This is a genomic window from Stenotrophomonas maltophilia, from assembly GCF_006974125.1.
Lineage (GTDB): Bacteria > Pseudomonadota > Gammaproteobacteria > Xanthomonadales > Xanthomonadaceae > Stenotrophomonas > Stenotrophomonas maltophilia_O.
In genome coordinates, this window is record NZ_CP037858.1 from 2,668,129 (window position 1) to 2,686,137 (window position 18,009).

General features: G+C 61.4%; 13 protein-coding genes. 8 read left to right on the forward strand and 5 right to left on the reverse strand.

The genetic code is table 11. The features are described from left to right. Positions 1-118 precede the first annotated feature (118 nt). The 7 genes from EZ304_RS12095 to EZ304_RS12125 all read left to right on the forward strand — a co-directional run bounded on the left by EZ304_RS12095 (position 119) and on the right by EZ304_RS12125 (position 10,831). A complete protein-coding gene (locus tag EZ304_RS12095) occupies positions 119-1,489 on the forward strand; it encodes a pyridoxal-phosphate dependent enzyme (protein WP_142807187.1) in 1,371 nt (456 codons plus the stop codon). A 123-nt stretch (positions 1,490-1,612) separates the two neighbouring features. Continuing rightward, positions 1,613-2,785: a cystathionine gamma-synthase gene (locus tag EZ304_RS12100; RefSeq protein WP_142807188.1), complete on the forward strand. Its 1,173-nt coding sequence runs from the start codon at positions 1,613-1,615 to the stop codon at positions 2,783-2,785. Then, complete coding sequence (locus tag EZ304_RS12105) at positions 2,782-3,642, forward strand: ABC transporter permease (RefSeq protein WP_059036192.1); 861 nt, start codon at positions 2,782-2,784, stop codon at positions 3,640-3,642. Before EZ304_RS12100 ends, EZ304_RS12105 begins: the two co-directional genes overlap by 4 nt. A gap of 4 nt (positions 3,643-3,646) precedes the next feature. Continuing rightward, complete coding sequence (locus tag EZ304_RS12110; RefSeq protein ID WP_012509968.1) at positions 3,647-4,372, forward strand: ABC transporter ATP-binding protein; 726 nt, start codon at positions 3,647-3,649, stop codon at positions 4,370-4,372. After that, the gene (locus EZ304_RS12115) at positions 4,373-6,613 is read left to right on the forward strand and encodes a methyltransferase (RefSeq protein ID WP_142807189.1); all 2,241 of its coding nucleotides are present in this window, start codon (positions 4,373-4,375) and stop codon (positions 6,611-6,613) included. A gap of 2 nt (positions 6,614-6,615) precedes the next feature. After that, a complete protein-coding gene (locus tag EZ304_RS12120; RefSeq protein ID WP_142807190.1) occupies positions 6,616-8,787 on the forward strand; it encodes a glycosyltransferase in 2,172 nt (723 codons plus the stop codon). A gap of 19 nt (positions 8,788-8,806) precedes the next feature. Continuing rightward, complete coding sequence (locus EZ304_RS12125) at positions 8,807-10,831, forward strand: glycosyltransferase family 2 protein (RefSeq protein ID WP_142807191.1); 2,025 nt, start codon at positions 8,807-8,809, stop codon at positions 10,829-10,831. Between the two features lie 46 nt (positions 10,832-10,877). On the opposite strand, the gene galE is transcribed toward EZ304_RS12125, so the two are convergent. Then, entirely contained in the window at positions 10,878-11,888 is a 1,011-nt protein-coding gene (gene galE, locus EZ304_RS12130; protein WP_142807192.1) for a UDP-glucose 4-epimerase GalE, read from the reverse strand. A 181-nt stretch (positions 11,889-12,069) separates the two neighbouring features. Here galE and EZ304_RS12135 point away from each other — a divergent pair, with 181 nt between their 5' ends. After that, positions 12,070-13,668, forward strand: coding sequence for a hypothetical protein (locus EZ304_RS12135; protein WP_142807193.1), 1,599 nt, complete (start codon positions 12,070-12,072; stop codon positions 13,666-13,668). A gap of 361 nt (positions 13,669-14,029) precedes the next feature. On the opposite strand, the gene EZ304_RS12140 is transcribed toward EZ304_RS12135, so the two are convergent. Genes EZ304_RS12140 through EZ304_RS12155 form a run of 4 tightly spaced genes read right to left on the reverse strand, consistent with a single transcriptional unit; the run spans position 14,030 to position 17,890 of the window. Then, positions 14,030-14,458, reverse strand: coding sequence for a GtrA family protein (locus EZ304_RS12140; protein ID WP_142807194.1), 429 nt, complete (start codon positions 14,456-14,458; stop codon positions 14,030-14,032). Continuing rightward, positions 14,455-15,186 (reverse strand): SDR family oxidoreductase, encoded by a 732-nt coding sequence (locus EZ304_RS12145; RefSeq protein ID WP_142807195.1) that lies wholly within the window; start codon positions 15,184-15,186, stop codon positions 14,455-14,457. Before EZ304_RS12145 ends, EZ304_RS12140 begins: the two co-directional genes overlap by 4 nt. A gap of 2 nt (positions 15,187-15,188) precedes the next feature. After that, positions 15,189-16,502 carry an FAD-binding oxidoreductase gene (locus EZ304_RS12150; RefSeq protein ID WP_142807196.1) on the reverse strand — a complete coding sequence of 438 codons (1,314 nt, stop codon included), beginning with the start codon at positions 16,500-16,502 and terminating at the stop codon, positions 15,189-15,191. Continuing rightward, positions 16,499-17,890: a UbiA family prenyltransferase gene (locus EZ304_RS12155; RefSeq protein WP_260678102.1), complete on the reverse strand. Its 1,392-nt coding sequence runs from the start codon at positions 17,888-17,890 to the stop codon at positions 16,499-16,501. Before EZ304_RS12155 ends, EZ304_RS12150 begins: the two co-directional genes overlap by 4 nt. Positions 17,891-18,009: the final 119 nt, after the last annotated feature.

The window sequence follows — 18,009 nt, forward strand, 5'->3', positions numbered from 1 at the left end:
CCGTCCGCATCTCTTTTTGCGGGCTTGTGGGCCGTCGCCGCGCCGACCTGACATTCATCGCCATCCGACGGATAATCACCGGTCCGGCCCTCTGCGGCGCGAACCGAAAGTCCTCCGAATGCCCATTCATTCTTCCGTCCTCGAACTCATCGGCCAGACCCCGATCGTCAAGGCCCAGCGCCTGGACACCGGCGTCTGCGAGCTCTACCTGAAGCTCGAAAGCGCCAACCCGGGCGGATCGATCAAGGATCGCATCGGCCTGTCGATGATCGAGGCGGCGGAGCAGCGCGGCGACCTGAAGCCGGGTGCGACCCTGGTGGAAGGTACCGCCGGCAACACCGGTCTGGGCCTCGCCCTGGTCGCGCAGCAGAAGGGCTACAAGCTGATCCTGGTCGTTCCCGACAAGATGAGCCGCGAGAAGATCTTCAACCTGAAGGCGATGGGCGCCGAAGTACGCTTGACCCGCTCGGACGTGGCCAAGGGCCATCCGGAGTACTACCAGGACCTGGCCAAGACCATCGCCGAGCAGACCCCGGGCGCCTACTTCATCAACCAGTTCGGCAACCCGGACAACCCGGCCGCGCATGAATTCGGTACCGGCCCGGAAATCCTGGAGCAGATGGGCGGCGATCTGGACGCCATCGTGTTCGGCTGCGGCAGCTCCGGCACCATGACCGGCCTGTCGCGCGCGTTCGCCAAGCTGTCGCCGAAGACCGAGCTGGTGCTGGCCGATCCGGTCGGCTCGATCCTGGCCGAGTACATCAACGACGGCAATCTGAACGACAAGTCGGGCAGCTGGCTGGTGGAGGGCATCGGCGAGGACTTCCTGCCGTCGATCTCCGACTTCAGCCGCGTCAGGAAGGCCTATGCCATCAGCGACGCCGAGAGCTTCCACACCGCGCGCGAACTGCTGGGCAAGGAAGGCATCCTGGGCGGCTCGTCCACCGGCACCCTGCTGGCCGCCGGCCTGAAGTACTGCCAGGAACAGACCACGCCGAAGAAGGTGCTGGTGCTGGTGCCGGATACCGGCAACAAGTACCTGTCGAAGATGTACAACGACTACTGGATGCTGGACAACGGCTTCCTGCAGCGCCCGCAGCACGGCGACCTGCGCGACCTGATCCTGCGCCCGTACGGCCAGCGCGATACCGTGGTGATCGGCCCGAACGACCTGCTGACCACCGCCTACCAGCGCATGAAGCTGTACGACGTGTCGCAGCTGCCGGTGATGGACGGTGACCAGCTGGTCGGCATCGTCGATGAAAGCGACGTGCTGCTGCACGTCTATGGTGACGAAGCACGCTTCCGCGACACCGTTTCCACGGCGATGGTCAGCAAGCTGGACCGGCTGGACGTGAAGTCGCCGATCGAGGCGCTGCTGCCGGTGTTCGACCGCGGCCAGGTGGCGATCGTGATGGACGGCAATGCCTTCCTGGGCCTGATCACCCGTATCGACCTGCTGAACTACCTGCGCCGTCGCGTGCAGTAAGCCGCTGATCGCAGACGTTCGCCGCTGAATCCCGGTTTATCCGCGTCAAAGGTCGTTAAGGCCGCGCTGGTAGACTTCCGCACCTTCGACGGCGCCGAGCTTCGGCGCCCCTCAGGAAAGAACATGTCCAACGCTACTTCCCAGGATCGCGCCCTGGCCCTGGCCACGCTGGCCATCCACGGCGGCCAGTCGCCAGACCCCAGCACCGGCGCGGTGATGCCGCCGATCTACGCCACCTCGACCTATGCGCAGTCCAGCCCGGGCGAGCACCAGGGCTTCGAGTACTCGCGTACCCACAACCCGACCCGCTTCGCCTACGAGCGTTGCGTGGCGTCGCTGGAAGGCGGCACCCGCGGCTTCGCCTTCGCCTCGGGCATGGCGGCCAGCTCGACCGTGATCGAACTGCTGGACGCCGGCAGCCACGTGGTGGCGATGGATGACATCTACGGCGGCAGCTTCCGCCTGTTCGAGCGCGTGCGTCGCCGCACCGCCGGGCTGGATTTCAGCTTCGTCGACCTGACCGATCTGGCGGCCTTTGAAGCGTCCATCACGCCGAAGACGAAGATGGTGTGGATCGAGACCCCGACCAACCCGATGCTGAAGATCGTGGACATCGCCGCGGTCGCCGCCATCGCCAAGCGCCATGGGCTGATCGTGGTGGTCGACAACACCTTCGCCTCGCCGATGCTGCAGCGTCCGCTGGAGATGGGGGCGGACCTGGTGCTGCATTCGGCCACCAAATACCTCAACGGCCACTCGGACATGGTCGGTGGCATGGTGGTGGTCGGCGACAACGCCGAACTGGCCGAGCAGATGGCCTTCCTGCAGAACTCGGTGGGTGGCGTGCAGGGGCCGTTCGACAGCTTCCTGGCCCTGCGTGGCCTGAAGACCCTGCCGCTGCGCATGAAGGCGCATTGCGCCAACGCGCTGGCCCTGGCCCAGTGGCTGGAAAAGCACCCGGCGGTGGAGAAGGTGATCTACCCGGGCCTGCCGTCGCACCCGCAGCATGAGCTGGCGGGCAGGCAGATGGCCGGCTACGGCGGCATCGTCTCGATCGTGCTGAAGGGCGGTTTCGAGGCGGCCAAGCGCTTCTGCGAGAAGACCGAGCTGTTCACCCTGGCCGAGTCGCTGGGCGGCGTGGAAAGCCTGGTCAACCACCCGGCGGTGATGACGCATGCGTCGATCCCGGTGGCGCGCCGCGAACAGCTGGGCATCAGCGATGCGCTGGTGCGGCTGAGCGTGGGCGTGGAGGATCTGGGGGATCTGCAGGTGGATCTGGGAGAGGCTTTGAAGTGAACAATGAAACGATTCTGAAGGCGGAAATTGCTCGCCGCCGAGTACGCATCAGCAGCCATGACACCCAGATGAAGGCGCTGCCTGCATTCATCCGCGACGTTTCCGAGGGCATGGCTGCTTGGCGCGCATGGACGTCACTGGCGCTGCTGGATATCAAGCACAAGTATCGCCGTTCGGTGCTCGGGCCATTCTGGATCACCATCAGCATGTTCGTGCTGATTCTGGGTATCGGCCTGCTCTACAGCCAGCTGTTCCGCATGAACCTGCGGGAGTACCTGCCCTACATCGCTCTGGGTGACATCGTCTGGATCTACATCTCGACGACCGTTCAGGAGGGCTGCACGACGTTCACTGCCTCCGAAAACCTGATCCGGTCGATGCGCCTGCCGATGACGCTGCATGTGATGCGGCTGGTGACGCGCACGTTCATCGTGTTCCTGCACGGCGCGATCGCCTACCTGCCGTTCGTCATCTTCCTCAAGATCGAACCTGAACTGGTCTGGCTCCTTGCTCTGCCGGGTGTTGCCCTGATCGTGCTTGCGACGATTCCGGTCACGGCTATCTTTGGCCTGCTCTCGGCCCGCTTCCGTGACCTTCATCCTGCGATTGCGAATTTCATGCAGCTTGGTTTCTTCATGACGCCGATCATCTGGAAGGCGGACATGCTGGGTCCGCATCGTTGGGTTGCCGATATCAATCCGATCTACCACTTCATCCAGATCGTGCGCATGCCGCTGATGGGACAGGTTCCGGAAGCGCACTCGTACTACTTCGTACTGGCCTTCATCGCTGCGGCGTTTGTAATCGCGCTTCCCTTCCTGGCGGCAAATCGCCACAAGATCTCGCTGTGGGTGTAACACCATGACCTTCATTGAAGTGGTCGACTGCAGCGTCCAGCTGCCGATCTATGGCACCAACAACCGCTCCATGAAGGGAGCCATCATGTCCGCCGTTACCGGCGGGCGCGTGGCTCCCACCAGCCGCAACGTGACCGTGGTGGATTCTCTCCAGAACGTCACCTTCAACCTGCGTGAGGGTGACAAGCTGGGTCTCGTCGGCCATAACGGGGCAGGCAAGACCACGTTGCTGAAAACACTTGCGGGCGTTTATGAGCCAACTTCTGGCTACATCCGCAGCCAGGGGCGCGTTGCCAATCTGCTGGACGTGACGATGGGCATGGATTTCGAAGCAACTGGCGTCGAGAACATCCGGTTGAAGGGGTTGCTGCATGGGCTTTCCCGTGCTGAGATCCAAAGCAAGATCCCGCAGATCTGCGAGTTCTCGGGCCTTGGCCCCTATGTGAACATGCCGGTGCGCGTGTACTCCAGTGGCATGATGGTGCGTCTGGCGTTCTCGATTGCCACCAGTTTCGATGCCGAGATCCTGCTGATGGACGAATGGTTGGGTGTCGGCGATGCGGACTTCAACGCCCGTGCTCAGCAACGCCTCGCCGAAATCGTACAGAAGGCCAGCATTCTGGTCCTGGCCAGCCACAATCAGGACATCATCGCCGCCAATTGCAATCGCATCATGCATCTTGAGCATGGGCGCATCACCAGCGATCAGCCGATAGAGGCCCGTGCCTGAATGAATACTCGTAACCGGGACTACTGGATCAACAGGAGCGGTGATCTCTATGCCGACCAGCAGAAGATCCGGCGTGAGGCGGGCAACAGCAATTACGCCCGGCAGGAAGCGTGGCTGGTGGGATTCCTCGCGGAGCGTTCCGAACAACTGGGGCGGCCGGTCCGGGTACTGGATTTCGGGGTGGGCTTCGGACGTCTTGCGCGGTTGCTGCCGCAGCATGCCTTCGTGGACTACTTCGGTTTCGATATCTCCCCTGCGATGGTGGAGCCGCTGCTGCGTGAACCGCCTGTTGAACTGGCCGCAGACATCGGGCGTCGCATCCGCGTCGGATCTTCGTTGGCCGAGGCCATGCAGGGGGAGCAGTTTGATGTGATCTTCACCGTCTCGGTGTTGATCCACAACGACCGCGAACAGGCGGCAGACGTACTTGCACAGATGCGCGTGTTGCTGGCGCCCGGAGGGCGGCTGTGCTTCATCGAGAACCGGCCGGTGTCGATCAGCCTGCTGGCCAACCTGTGGCATGCAGGTTGCTGGAGTCATGATTTTGCCGGCACGTTGGCGCCGGACATGAATGTGGACGTCGAAGACGGAATCCTTTCGGACCATGCCATCTACATTCTGCATGAATCCGCCGCCGGGATCCCACGCCAGCTTCGTGTGCCGGGCGCCCGCGGGTTTGAACCGATCACCGCCGGTGACTACCTGTTGCGGACGCTGGAAGCTACCACGGCTGTTGCGCGTGGCATGGAAGTGGAAAGTGCCACGCTTGGCGGCGACATCGCGCAGATGCGTGATGCGGTGGAACTCTATCGTCAGGCCGAAGAACACGCGCGAACGAATCTGGACATCGCGCGACAGCATCTAGGCGATGACGTGGGTCTGCTGGATGGCATAGGCCATCTTACCGCCGCCATTGATGCGCTTCCGGCATTGGCGATGCGTATCGGCGTGCTGGGTGGCGAGACCTCCGTGCAGCACGCCCAGTCCTTGGGGCGGATCGAAGCGCTGCATGCGCGTGAAGCGACGCTTGTCGAATCGCTGGCGCAGCAGGAGCGAGAGCTTGAGCAGGCGCAGGCCAGGTTGGACGCTGCCCAAAGCGCCAACCAGCATCTGCAATGGCAGCAGGGCCTTCGTGAACAGGTTCGCCAGGCCCTGAGCAGCCGGATGGATGAGGGCGCCATGCCATACCTCGACGCGCCGGTGGGTGGCAGTGCATCGGTCGGTCAGCCGGTACCCTCGGTCTACGAGTTCAACGCCCGCCGTGACATGCGTTTCGCGCAGACTGTGGTCGGGCATGAGCGGGTCTGCCACATCATGCATCAGGAGTGGTTCGGTATCCGCGCGGCCTGCGGCTCGCTGCCGGGGCACAAGCTTGCGGTGACCAGTACCTCAGCGCCCGACGCCGGTGATGTTGAGGAGGTGGCCCGTCTGCTTGCCGCCAACAAGGTGAATCGGCTGGTTATCCATGGATTCTCCGACGGCATGTTGCAATGGGTGAAAGGCCTCGCTGCGGCCGGATTCGACCGGATCTACATGGTCTGGCATGGCGCGCCCTCGATGTGGATCCATGCTGAAGAGCGGCGCCTGTTCGCACTGGCCTACAAGGCGGTCCGCACTGGCCTGATCCGCAGGGTCAGTGTCATGCGCGCAGGTTCCCATGCGGCGCTCGCAGATGTAGCGGGCTGGCAGAGGCAGGTCTACAACATGCCGCCAGCCTATACCGGCAAGCGCATTCCGCGGCGGGCGACCGGAGCCACCGTATTCATTCCGTCCTGGAATCTGATCCACAAGAACATCTTCACGAACGCCGCGGCTGCGGCAGCGACCGGGGAAGTGGCAAACATCTGGCTGATGGCGGATGATTTCGCCTTGCCGTACCGGGTGGACAAGAATGTAAAGCGTCTTCCAAAACTCAGCCAGTTGCAGATGATGGAGGCGATGTCGCAAGCCGATGCAGTGATGAATGCCTCCATCGTCGACTGCCATCCGATGGTGGAGTTGGAGGCGCTTGCTGCAGGTACTCCCGCGCTGCGGGGGCGTCTGGGGATGGATGCGCTGGAAGACCATCCCTATGTCGAGATCACCCAGGTGGCCGATCCGCTCAGCGTTGCCGATGTACGCCAGACGCTGCGCCGGATGTTGGCGGCTCCCGCAGTAGAGATGGATGACATGATGTCGTCCTACTCGCGCCAGATGGTGGCGTTGTCCTTCGAGCGATACTCAGAATTTATGGAAATCTAAAAATGGGCTTGAGGGTTTTTGTTACCCGCGAACTTTTCCCCTTTACCGCCGGTGGCATTGGACGCGTGATCGCGAACATGCTGATGACCGCGCCGGAAGAAGATCGCGCGGAGATGGCAGTACTTTACGTTGGCGACAACGTTGAAGCGGATGCGTTCGCGGTCGCCCACCCGGGCGTGACCTTCCTCGCGTGGCCGCACTCGCGCTTTCAACAAGTAGACGAGCGTGGGGAGATTTTCCCGCCAATGCCGGCGTTCACCCACAGCATGCTGCACTGGGAATCGGTGCATGTGCTGCAGGGGCTGCTCGAGCTGGAACGTCTGAAAGGCCCGCTTGAGTATGTCGAGTTCGTGGACTGGGGGGCACCTGCGTTCGCCGCAACCCAGGAAAAGCTGCTTGGCAGCGCATTGACGACGGCCACGCTGGCCGTGCGCCTGCACACCACAGACAGCATCCTGGCCGATTTTGAGCCGCGCGTGCAGAGTGTGCACGGGTTGAATCTCTTTGACCTGGAACGAAAGGCGCTGGCCGATTGCGACCTTATCGTCGGTCAGATCGCACCGGTTGCCGAGGCCTTCCGCGTGTTCTACGGTTTCAGCGAGGAGGAGTGGACTCCACGCCTGCGCCTGCATGCTCCGCCGGTGTTGCTGGATACGATGCAGCCGACCACGCAGACCACCGTGATCGATGATACAACGTCGCTGTTGTTCACTTCGAAACTGCAGGACATCAAGCGCCCGGATACTTTCATCCGTGGCTGCATCCAGTTCCTGCGGGACAGGCCGCGTTATCAGGGCAACATTGTTTTCCTGGCGCATTCTTTTGATGTGAGCTATCAGGAGTATGTCATCTCGCTGGTGCCGGAGGACCTGCGCAGCCGGGTGGTGTTTGCCCGTGGCGTAACCGGTGCGGCGCGCGAGAAGAGCATTTCTGGTGCGGTATGCGTATTCCCGTCTCCATGGGAGTCGTTCTGCCTTGCTGCGTACGAGGCGTCGCTGTCAGGCGCAGCCTGCGTGCTCAACGCGCAGAATCCGGCTTTCGGGCCGGGCAGTCCGTGGCGGGATGGATACAACTGCAGCACGTTTGATGGCAGCGCCGAAGATCTGGCACGCGCGCTTTCCGGGCTGTTTGAAAGCGCCGTCGGCCGACTGTCGCCGGTCGAGGTGCCGAAGGACCCGCTTCCCTGGAAGGGGCTTGATCCGGTGGCGGTGCCTGCTGCGGTTCCCCTGGACAGGCAATTGACCGTAGTCGTCGTCAACCGCGATAGCGCGGGCCGCGTGTTGAATTCGCTGGACAGCATCCTCGCGTCCAATCTGACGCTTGACAAGCTGATCGTGATTGACGACGCCTCGCGCGACCCACGCGATATCGCTGTGCTGGACCAGCTGGGCAGCAATGATCCACGTTTGTCCGTGCACCGGCTTGCGGTTCCCGTTGGTGACGCTGTAGCGCGCAACATGGGCCTTGCGTTGGTTGAGACGCCGTTTGCTGGATTCGTGCGCGGTGGTGACCAGTTACTGCCGGGCTTCCTCAATGGCGCGGTGAGCGCATTGGCGTCGCACCCGGATTTTGATGTGGTCGTGGGGCAGGTGGGCGTGACCGTGGATCCCGATGATGTGATCGCCGGCAATGTCGCCCCGGATGGATTCCACATTTTCTATGGTGAAGGACGCCTCGCAGGACTCTACGAGAACCGCCTGGCGCCGGAAAGCTACGTGATCCGGACCGAGGCCGCCAGGCGCTTCGCATTCGATCCCGTCATCCCTGCACTTGAAGTATGGGAAATGATGCTGCGCGCCTGCCAGTCGGGTGCACGCTTCATGGTGACTTCCGCCGTGAACGTGCTTGCACGGCATCAGGGGCAACCAGATGAACGGCACTTGGAGCAGATCCAGATCGCGATGCGCCGGCGCCTGCAGCGCAAGCGCGTGCGTGTCGGCTCACTGGAGGTACCTGCGTACTTCATCTTCGGTGCGCATGTATCGCCGAGCGGGTTCATGGGGGATGCCTCCAACGCGGAAATGGCCTATCGGCTGCAGGCACTGATGGAAAGCGAGTCCGTGCGCTACACCCTGGCACTTGCCAGGCTTCTGCAGAAGCGGGCGCCATGGGTACTGCGCTTGGGTAAATGGTCGGTGCAGCGACTGGCGCCGATCTATCGCCGATTGCGGTGAGCGTTCCGGGGCAGCATCGATGCATGTGATCGTCATCCAGCTGGCGTGTTGGCGTGTTGGCGGAGAGCGGGCTGCATTGGCGCGTGCCCGCCTGCGCGCGATACCTGCTGCTTCGGTGCTGATCGTTGGCGAGGGAGCGCCGCCCGCCGACCTGCTCGAGGAGTGTACAGAGAGACGCAAACTGTGCGTGGATTCGCCTTTGCATGCGATGCAGGGCCGACGGTTGCCTGATGTCCGCCGCAGTGGTGACGCGGAGCAGCTCGGTTGGTCATTGGCGGTGATGGCGGCGCTTCGGGCGCTGCAGCAGGATGTGCACCTGGACTGTGTGGAGATTCCATCGTGTGGTGCGCTGGCCTACGCACTTCTCCAGGAGCGAGCTCTGTCAGAGGTGTTTGACACTACGCGCGTGATGTTGCGGTTTGACGGCATCCAGGCCATCGAAGTCCTGAGGCAGGGACGCAATGTCGAGATGGCTGCGCTGATGTTGATGGACATGGAGCGGATGTGCCTGGAGCAATGCGACCAGGTTCTGGTCGATAGTCAGGCGATCGCAGAATCCTTGCAGCGCTTCCTTCCAGGCAGCCAGAGGCCGCTTCACCTGCAGGCGACGCTGCCGGAGCCGGCCGGGCTCGTGTCGGAGCACCATGCAGTGGGTTCAGCACTGGCTTGCGTCGCAACCGAAGCGCCTGCTCTCAGGCAGTGCCTGCGGGCGATTTCCGGTTACCTGCAGCAGAACAATGATGGTCTGCTGCAGGTCTCGGTCGTCTGCCAGCCTGCGCTTCTATCCGAAGTGCTGCATGTGGTGCCTGCTGCCCTGCGCCATCGTTTCCAGGAAGCGCCTGCGGATTGCCTGCGCGCTTCGCCCATGCGTGTGGTCATGCCTGATCGCTGGTCTGCAGGCTCGGCTCTGGCGCGGGAGCTGCTTGCTCATGGCCATAGCCTGATTGTGGATGTCGCCAACCCGGCGCTGGCTGCCGCACAGGGGTGGGAACAGGGGCGGACCCATCTTGGCTACACGGATGCCCGTGGGCTGTTCGAAGCGCTGCGGGCTTCGCAGCAGTGGGTGCCCACCCGTCACCTGCGGATGGGGCCTTCCCCGCCGCTGCCCAAGCTTGACGTTGGTACGCCGGGCCCCGCCAAGGTCTCCGTGGTCGTGCCCTGCTACAACATGGGCCGCTGGCTGCCGCAGACCTTGCGCAACATACAGCGGTTTTCATGGAGCGATCTGGAGGTCATCGTTGTTGACGATGGATCGACGGATCCCGGCACGGTGCAGCTCATCGAAGAGCTGGAAGCAAGCCCCACCGCTGGCCTGCGCGTGGTCCGTCTTGAGTTCAACCAGGGATTGTCTGCTGCCAGGAATGCCGGCGTTGCCGCAGCGCAGGGTGAGTTCACCCTGTGCCTGGACGCGGATGACCTGGTGTCGCCAGAGTTTGTTTCGATTGCTGTACGCGCACTGCAGCGACAGCCTGCGCACGACTTCGTTGTTCCCCGCTGCGCCTACTTCTTCGGTGACGAATCTGCGCTTGATGTGAACGAGTTGCGGCTCGGCCAGGGCTTGCCAATGGTTGGTGCGGCATTTGATTCCGGTACGCTGGGCAATCGTTTCTCAACGGCGACCAGCCTGGCGCGAACTTCGGTACTGCGTGCACTCGGCTATGACGAAAGCCTGCGTTCCTATGAAGACTGGCAGCTTTACCGGCGCGCGCTGCAGCAGGGCAGTCGTTTCGTTGTCACCAACGACGTTCATTTTTTCTACCGGCAGCGACCGGATTCAATGATCCACGATCCGGCCATGCGCGCTCGCCACAGCCTGCTTTACGCGGAGATGGTGGGCGGAGCGACGTTGATCGGGCAGGGACCGGTGGTGTCGCCGAACCTGCTGGGAGCGCTGGCCGCTCCCCCGCGGATCGATGGGAGCTCGTCCGGGCTGTTGCTGGGGGGCGTTGTCGAGGCGCTCGACGAGATGCAGGCATTGCGCCGTAGTCGCATCGTCGGGCTGGGATACAGATTGTCGGCCCTGTTGCGGCGGCTACGTCGTTGAGATGCGTGGCAATACCATCGCATCTCAGTGGCTCACCCGGCAGAAGCTACTGCGATCTGCTCATCAGAATCTGTTGCCATCTCCAAGTATCCCGACACATCTTGGCCAGATCCAACTTCGCGCTCCAGCCCAGCCGGCATTCTGCAAGTGAGGGATCAGCCCAGCATTCACCGATATCGCCTGGTCTCCGGCCAACGATCTCGTAGGGTACCGGTCGTCCCGATGCTTCGCTGAAAGCCCTGATGACATCGAGTACCGAGTAGGGTATTCCGGTTCCCAGATTCAATGCGTTCAAACCGGAAAGATTAGGTAGTGCCTCCAGTGTTCGAATATGTGCTGTGGCCAGATCGCATACGTGGATGTAGTCCCGGATGCCGGTTCCATCAGTCGTCGGATAATCCGCACCGAATACCGAAACATGCGAGCGAAGCCCGGCTGCAACCTGGGCGATATAGGGCATCAGATTGTTGGGAGTGCCACTGGGCTCTTCCCCCAGTAGCCCGGATTCATGTGCGCCCACCGGATTGAAGTAACGGAGATTGATCGCCTGCAGTAACGGGTCGGCCAGTTTTGCATCGTTGATGATCTGCTCGACGAAGAGCTTCGTGCGACCGTACGGGCTTGTCGCCGAAGTGGGGGCGCTTTCATTTATAGGGCAATGGGAAGAATTTCCATAAACCGTTGCCGATGAGCTGAAGACGAGCTTGTGACACGCATTGCGCTGCATGCATTGGAGCAGGTTGATCGTCCCAGCAACATTGACATCGTAGTAAGCCAGAGGCACAACTGCACTTTCTCCCACGGCCTTGAGAGCCGCGAAGTGCATGACGGCCTCGGGGCGCTGCTGAAGGAAGGCGCGGTCAAGGGTCGCGCGGTTCCTGATGTCGCCGGTGATGATGTTCACTACGCGGCCGGTGAGCATGTTGAGTCGTTCGCCCACGTCCGGCCGGGCATTGCTGAAGTCATCGACGACGGTGACTTCGTGCCCCCCAAGCAGAAGCTCGGCACAAACGTGGCTCCCTAGGTAGCCTGCTCCACCGGTGACCAAAACGCGCATTCTCTGATCCTGCAATCGGCAAGCTTCATTGTTGCATACAAGCCCTGCCAGGCTCACGCTAGTCTGTTGAGGCGTTGACTAGCCCCCTGTTTCCGGCTCAAAATCCGCAGTTAGCTTGAATTTATCTACCTTAGGCGACCCCGTGAATAGAACCCTACGCTTGCAACGAGTCAGAGCGCTGATGGCGACGCCCACAGCGCCATTGCTCAGATTGACCCTGCTGGGAGTCGGCCTGGTTCTGGTGCTCCTGCCTGGAGTGCTTCTGATGCGGGAGTTGCTGCACATTGGCATGCAGGAAGACGCGATGATCGGACTGCGTCATCTGCGCAACATGCTCGAGGGCAGCGGATTCGTATACAACCGCGGTGAATCGGCACTCGGCGCGACAAATCCGCTTTTCTGGATCTTCTCGTTCCTTGCCATCAAGCCATTCTACTTGGCAAGTCCGTCCCTCGACGTGTTGGTGGCGCACTACTATTTCTGCGGGTTTGCGCTGCTGGCAGCGGCTATCGCCTTTGCAATGGCCGCGCCTTCGCGGACTCGCACTGTGTCGGTTGCTGCCATGGCGCTCCTGAGCGTCCTGTTCTTCTGGCCCCTGCGCTTCCTCTATCTGGGGCTTGAAGGGCCGTTCATGCTCGTATGTGTTGGCGTTCTTGGCCTGCTGGCTGTCCGATCTGTGGGCACGCGGGATGGTCTGCTCGCAACACTGGTTGGCTTCCTGTCATGGAACCGGCCGGAAATTGCGCTCATTCTGATTCCTGCAGTCCTCTTCTATGCACTGCTGATGTCGGATAAGTCGAGCCGTATCCGGGTCTCAGTCGGCTATCTGGCAGGCGCAGTGGCATTTCCGTTGATGCTGAAGCTCGTATCCGGCGCTTACATCGCGGGCACAGTGCAGGCGAAGGCATACTTCGGCAATCCCAGTCCACCGTACAATCTTGATTTCTTCGTGCAGCGGATCATCTATCTGGACTCGTTCATCGGTCTTGGTGGTGGGGTGACGGTGCTTCTGCTGGTGGGCATTTTTGCTTCTGCAATCATCGGCATCCTCGATTTCCTGCAAGGTGATCGCAAGCAGATGCCGTGGGTTCGAGGCGTGTACCCAGCGTTCGTCGCAGGATATTCGTGTTTCGTCCTGTTCATTCCTTCTCTGTGGGAATGGTATGTAACTTTCTGGCTTTCCTTCGCGCTGGTCCAGTATGGCGTTCTCATCAGTCGAGGAATCAATTGCTGCTTCTCAGTACTGCGTGGCAATGTAGGCGCAGCCATGCTGGGCGTCACAATCGTGCTGTTGTCTACGAGCTGGTTGATGGGACACCGACTTGCAACCCAGCGCACGGAGATCGTCGGTTGGATTACCCAGGACGCGGGTTTCCGTGGCCGCTTGTCCAAGGAACTGAACGAGCGCTGGCATGCTCGCTCGGTCTGGATGGAGGCTGCTGGCTGGCAGGGTTATTTCAACAATGCGCGCATCTTCGACGAAGTCGGGCTGGTGGATGATGAAACACAGCCGCTGGCACAGAAGTACGGCTGCGCGTATTTCGTTTCCGCACTCAAGGAGTTGCAGCCACAATTCGTCATCAAGAGGCAGTTCGAGATGGACCGGAACGTGATGCTGACGCCTCCGCGCAGTTGCCCGAACGCGCCTCTCTTCTCGAATGATGCGGATCGACTCTGGTTTGATTCCAACTATGAGGCCGTGGAGCACTACGGAACGCCCGCTCCCGGTTACTTCGGAGAGTATTCATTCCTCGTCCTCTACCGTAGCCGCAACAAGTAGCGGATACCCGCGCCCGGCTGGCGTCCGGCGGCTGCAGGGCAGCGGAGGCACCACAGCTTCCGCTGCGCCTCCAGGGACGATGATCTGCTCGATGGGGACACTAGTTGCTCGCTGTACCTAGGTCGTCTGTCGGCGCAGGGATTGACGCCCTTGCCACTGCCTCCGCTGGGGCGTCCCTTCAAGCATGACGGGGCCAGTCGCGAGCGGTAGGGGGAGGGGCAGATGCATGATCAATGATTGCGCAGGACAACGGCAGGCTGGGCTCCAGCAATTCTCCGGCCTACTGTGCCGCATGGGTGGGATATTCCTCCCATGCGGCGGGCTGCATCGCCGGCAACGTGTCAGCTGGCGTCCGGCGCTCTCATTCGTGACGACGGCCTGGCACCGCCGTCTTCTTGAAGACAAAGTGCGAATCAAGCCTGTACTTCACCGCGTAGCCGATGCTCAGGCCAATGATTCCTCCGACATACCTCATGGCGTCTCCTTCGAACATGAAATGGAAGGCAGCTTCGGTCCCCCAGAAAATCAGCGTCGTCGCCAGCCCCATAACTACATAAAGGGTGAATGTCTTTGCTTCTTGGGAGGCGCTCTCTGAGCTATGGCCGAAGATGAAGTGCTTGTCGAGGAAGTACTTGCACAACAGGCCTGTTGCAGTTCCAAGCACGACAGACGCCGGCACCGAATATGGTCCCTGATACAGAAGGACAGCCAAGGCCTGGGTGCCGATGTTGACCAGAATGGAGGCGGCCGCAAAGCTCGAGTAGGCAAAGATCAAACGTGATCTGCTCAAAGCTTGATCCTGCGGAAAATGAACTCTGGGATATTCTTGATGATCATCATTACTGCCCACCAGAAGCCAGGCAGGTAAGCCACGGATTTGCGCTTTCCAATTGCCTTGAGAATCCCATTGGCCACCTGTTCCGGTGTCGCCCAGAGTGCTCCCTTCTTGAACGCGGCTGTCATTGGTGTATCGACGAACCCAGGCTTGATGGCCAGTACATTGACGCCGCTCGCGTGCAGGCGCTGGCCAAGCCCGCTTAGATAGGTAGTAACGGCGGCTTTTGCACTGCCGTACAGGTAGTTGCTGGCGCGACCGCGATCGCCCGCCACCGAGGAGATCACGGCCAGAGTAGCGCCATGCTGTAGACGCTGTGCAAGTGCAGCGGCAAGAGCGATCGTCGCGGTGGCATTTGTGGCGAACTCGTGTAGTGACAGGTCTACAGAGGCATCGCAGGCGGCCTGGTCCGGCAGAGTGCCGTGGGCGATTAGAACGGTATCGATGCCCCCCAACGCTGCCCATGCGTTGTCCAGCAGTCCACCGTGTGCGGCCACATCGTTCACGTCCAGAACCCCGGTCTCCACACGCTGGGCGCCGCGCACGCGTAGGTCGGCGGCAATGGCATCAAGCTTCCCGGCGCTACGGCCGACCAGATAGAGCGCCGCGGCACGTCCGGCGTATTGGCGTGCTACCGCCTCGGCGATGGCCGATGTCGCGCCGATGATCAGGATCTTCTGCATGGTTACTCCATCACCCGACGCCAGAAGCCGGATGAGAATCGAGGGTCGATGAAATGGGAGAATTGCTCCCAGGCCGGATAGGCCTGGCGGAACAGCGCGCCGGACATGCGTGCGTCCTTGGCCGGATACACCGCGCCACCGGCGTCGCTGACAATGCGATCGAGGCGCTCCAGCATCGTAAGCAGGCCCGGGCCGTCATTGGGGAAATCGAGGGCTAGGGTTGTGCCTGGACGCGGGAATGAAAGCATCCCCGGCGACGGGATGTCGCCAAACTCCTTGAGAACAGCCAAGAACGAGCCGCGACCGCTGCGGGCGATTTCAGCCAGCAAGGCTGCTGCCGCATCGCGAGCGTGCGCAGGCGGCAACACGCACTGGTGCTGCAGGAAGCCTCGCGGTCCGTACATGCGGTTCCAGTGGTTGATGCCGTCCAATGGATAAAAATAGCTCTGGTAATGCGATACATGGCGTGCCCGATGCGCGGGCTGCCGCCAGTAGTACAGCGTGTTGAATGGACGCAGAGTAAGGCCGTTGACCAACGAGACCGGGGGGACCAACGGCATGCTGCGTCGTGGGGCTGAACTGGGCGTGGCCGCTTGAGCGTCGCCGGGTGCGTGGTCGCCGCGAAGGAAATGGCCACGGCCGAGGTTGCGCGCTTTGGCAAGGCAGTCGATCCAGGCCACCGTGTACTCATAGCCTGCTGCAGAATCCCGGGAAAGCTCGAAGAATTCATCAAGATTGCCGAATCGGATCGACTCGGTTTCGATCCATGGGCCGGGTACCCGGCGAAGCTGCAGTTCGGCCCAGGTAATGAATCCGGTCAGGCCCAATCCCCCTGCGGTGGCCGCGAATAGTCCACTACTGTCAGCTGCCGTGAGTTGCTGGCGCGAACCATCGCTGCGTAGCAGTTCCAAGCGCAGCACATGATGGCAGAAGGTCCCGGCGCGATGGTGGTTCTTGCCGTGCACGTCATTGCCAATGGCGCCGCCAACGGTGGCGTAGCGTGTGCCCGGTGTCACGGGCAGGAACCAGCCACGTGGCAGTGCAATATCCAGTATGGAGGCCAAGGTTACGCCGGATTCGCAGCGCACGACGCCGGTAGCGGGATCAAAATCGATGAATCGGTCCAGTCCGTGGCTGGTGAGCAGCGTGGCATCCGGGTTCAGGCAACTGTCGCCATAACTGCGGCCATTGCCGTGAGGCAGCACCGAGCCCCCATCGACAGGCAATGGCAGCGGAACGTCGCGGTCGAAAACCGGCACTATCCGCTGATTGACTCGCGGATAGCGCCCCCAGGATTGGCCGGCCGGTGCTCTCATATTGCGATCAGGACGATGAGGAGGCACAAGCCGATCACGATTTGACTACTACGGTCTGTCGCAGCGAATACGATGGGATCGTCATGCATGTCGCCACGGTGAGAGACGATCCACATGCGGCTGATCCAGTACAACAGGATCGGACAAAGGAGCCATAGCAGTTTCGGGCTGGTGTATAGCTCCAGGCTTTCGGGGCTGTTGATGTACAGCGCGAATACCAGCACGCCTATGTAACCCGCGGCGGCTCCCAATGATTGCACCAGCGGCAGGTCGGCCACGGAGTAGCCACGGCCGATGGCCACTTCCTTGCCACTGGCCAGCGCCGAAGCCAGTTCCGTATAGCGCTTGAGCATGGCCAGGCTGAGGAACACGAACATCGAGAAAGCCAACAGCCAGAACGAGAGTTCAGAGCTGATTGCCACTGCGCCGCCGATGATACGCACGGTGTACAGCGCCGCCAGCATTACGACGTCAATCATCACAATGCGCTTGAGCTTGAGGGAGTAGCTCAGTGTCATTACGTAATAGCACAGCAACACGCCGGCGAAGGCTGGGCTACAGGCAAGGGCGAGTGCGAATCCGGCCAGCGTGATCAGCGGGGCTGCCAGCAGCCCGTGCAGCAATGGGAGCGTCCCGGCGGCAAATGGCCTCCGGCGCTTGCGCGGATGCATACGATCGGGAGTCAAGTCCAGCAGGTCGTTGAGCAGGTAGACGCCTGACGCGCACAGGCCGAATGCCAGGAAGGCCACCCCGGCATCGACGACCGAGCCGAGGTCGAAGAAGCGGTGGGCAGTCAGCAAGGGCACCAGCACCAGCAGGTTCTTCAGCCACTGATAGACGCGAAGGGCCTTGATCCAGGTGAGCAGGCCTCCGTTCTGAGATGGCAGGTGGGCCAGGACTTCCGTCCGCGTGCTTGCCGCGCGGACCAGCCCATTGCCATTGTTGACAACAATGGCTCCTCCGGCGTGTGCCCAGACCTTCAGGTCGACCTGGCCGTTACCCATATAGTCGAAGCCGCGTTCACCGAAGCGCTCCGCCAATGCCTGCCCTTTGTTGGTGCCGGACAGGTTGGTGTACCCATCGCTGGCCATGACCTCTTCGAACAGGTCCAGATGGTCGGCAATGGGTTGGACCAGCAGCCGGTCCGATGCCGTACACAGTACGCGCGGCCGTTGCGTGGTGGTGCGTAGAATTTCCAGGACCCGCTCGTCATAAGGCAAAATTGCTGCGGGCAATTGCACGCGCGAGGCCAGTTGGCGCTTCACATACGCCTTGCCTTTCAACAGCCAGAAGGGAATCAGGAAGACATACAGTGGATTGTGCGCCAACAGCGCCAACAAGGACTCGTAGAGGATGTCAGAACGCAGTAGGGTTCCATCAAGATCCACGCAAAGCGGTCGATTGGAAGCCGTCACAGAGGAAAGCCCCGGTTCGTAGCCGCATTGTTTTGTCGCATTTTCATGCCTTTCATGGTTACCGGTGACGAGGCCAATGATAGATGATGGCA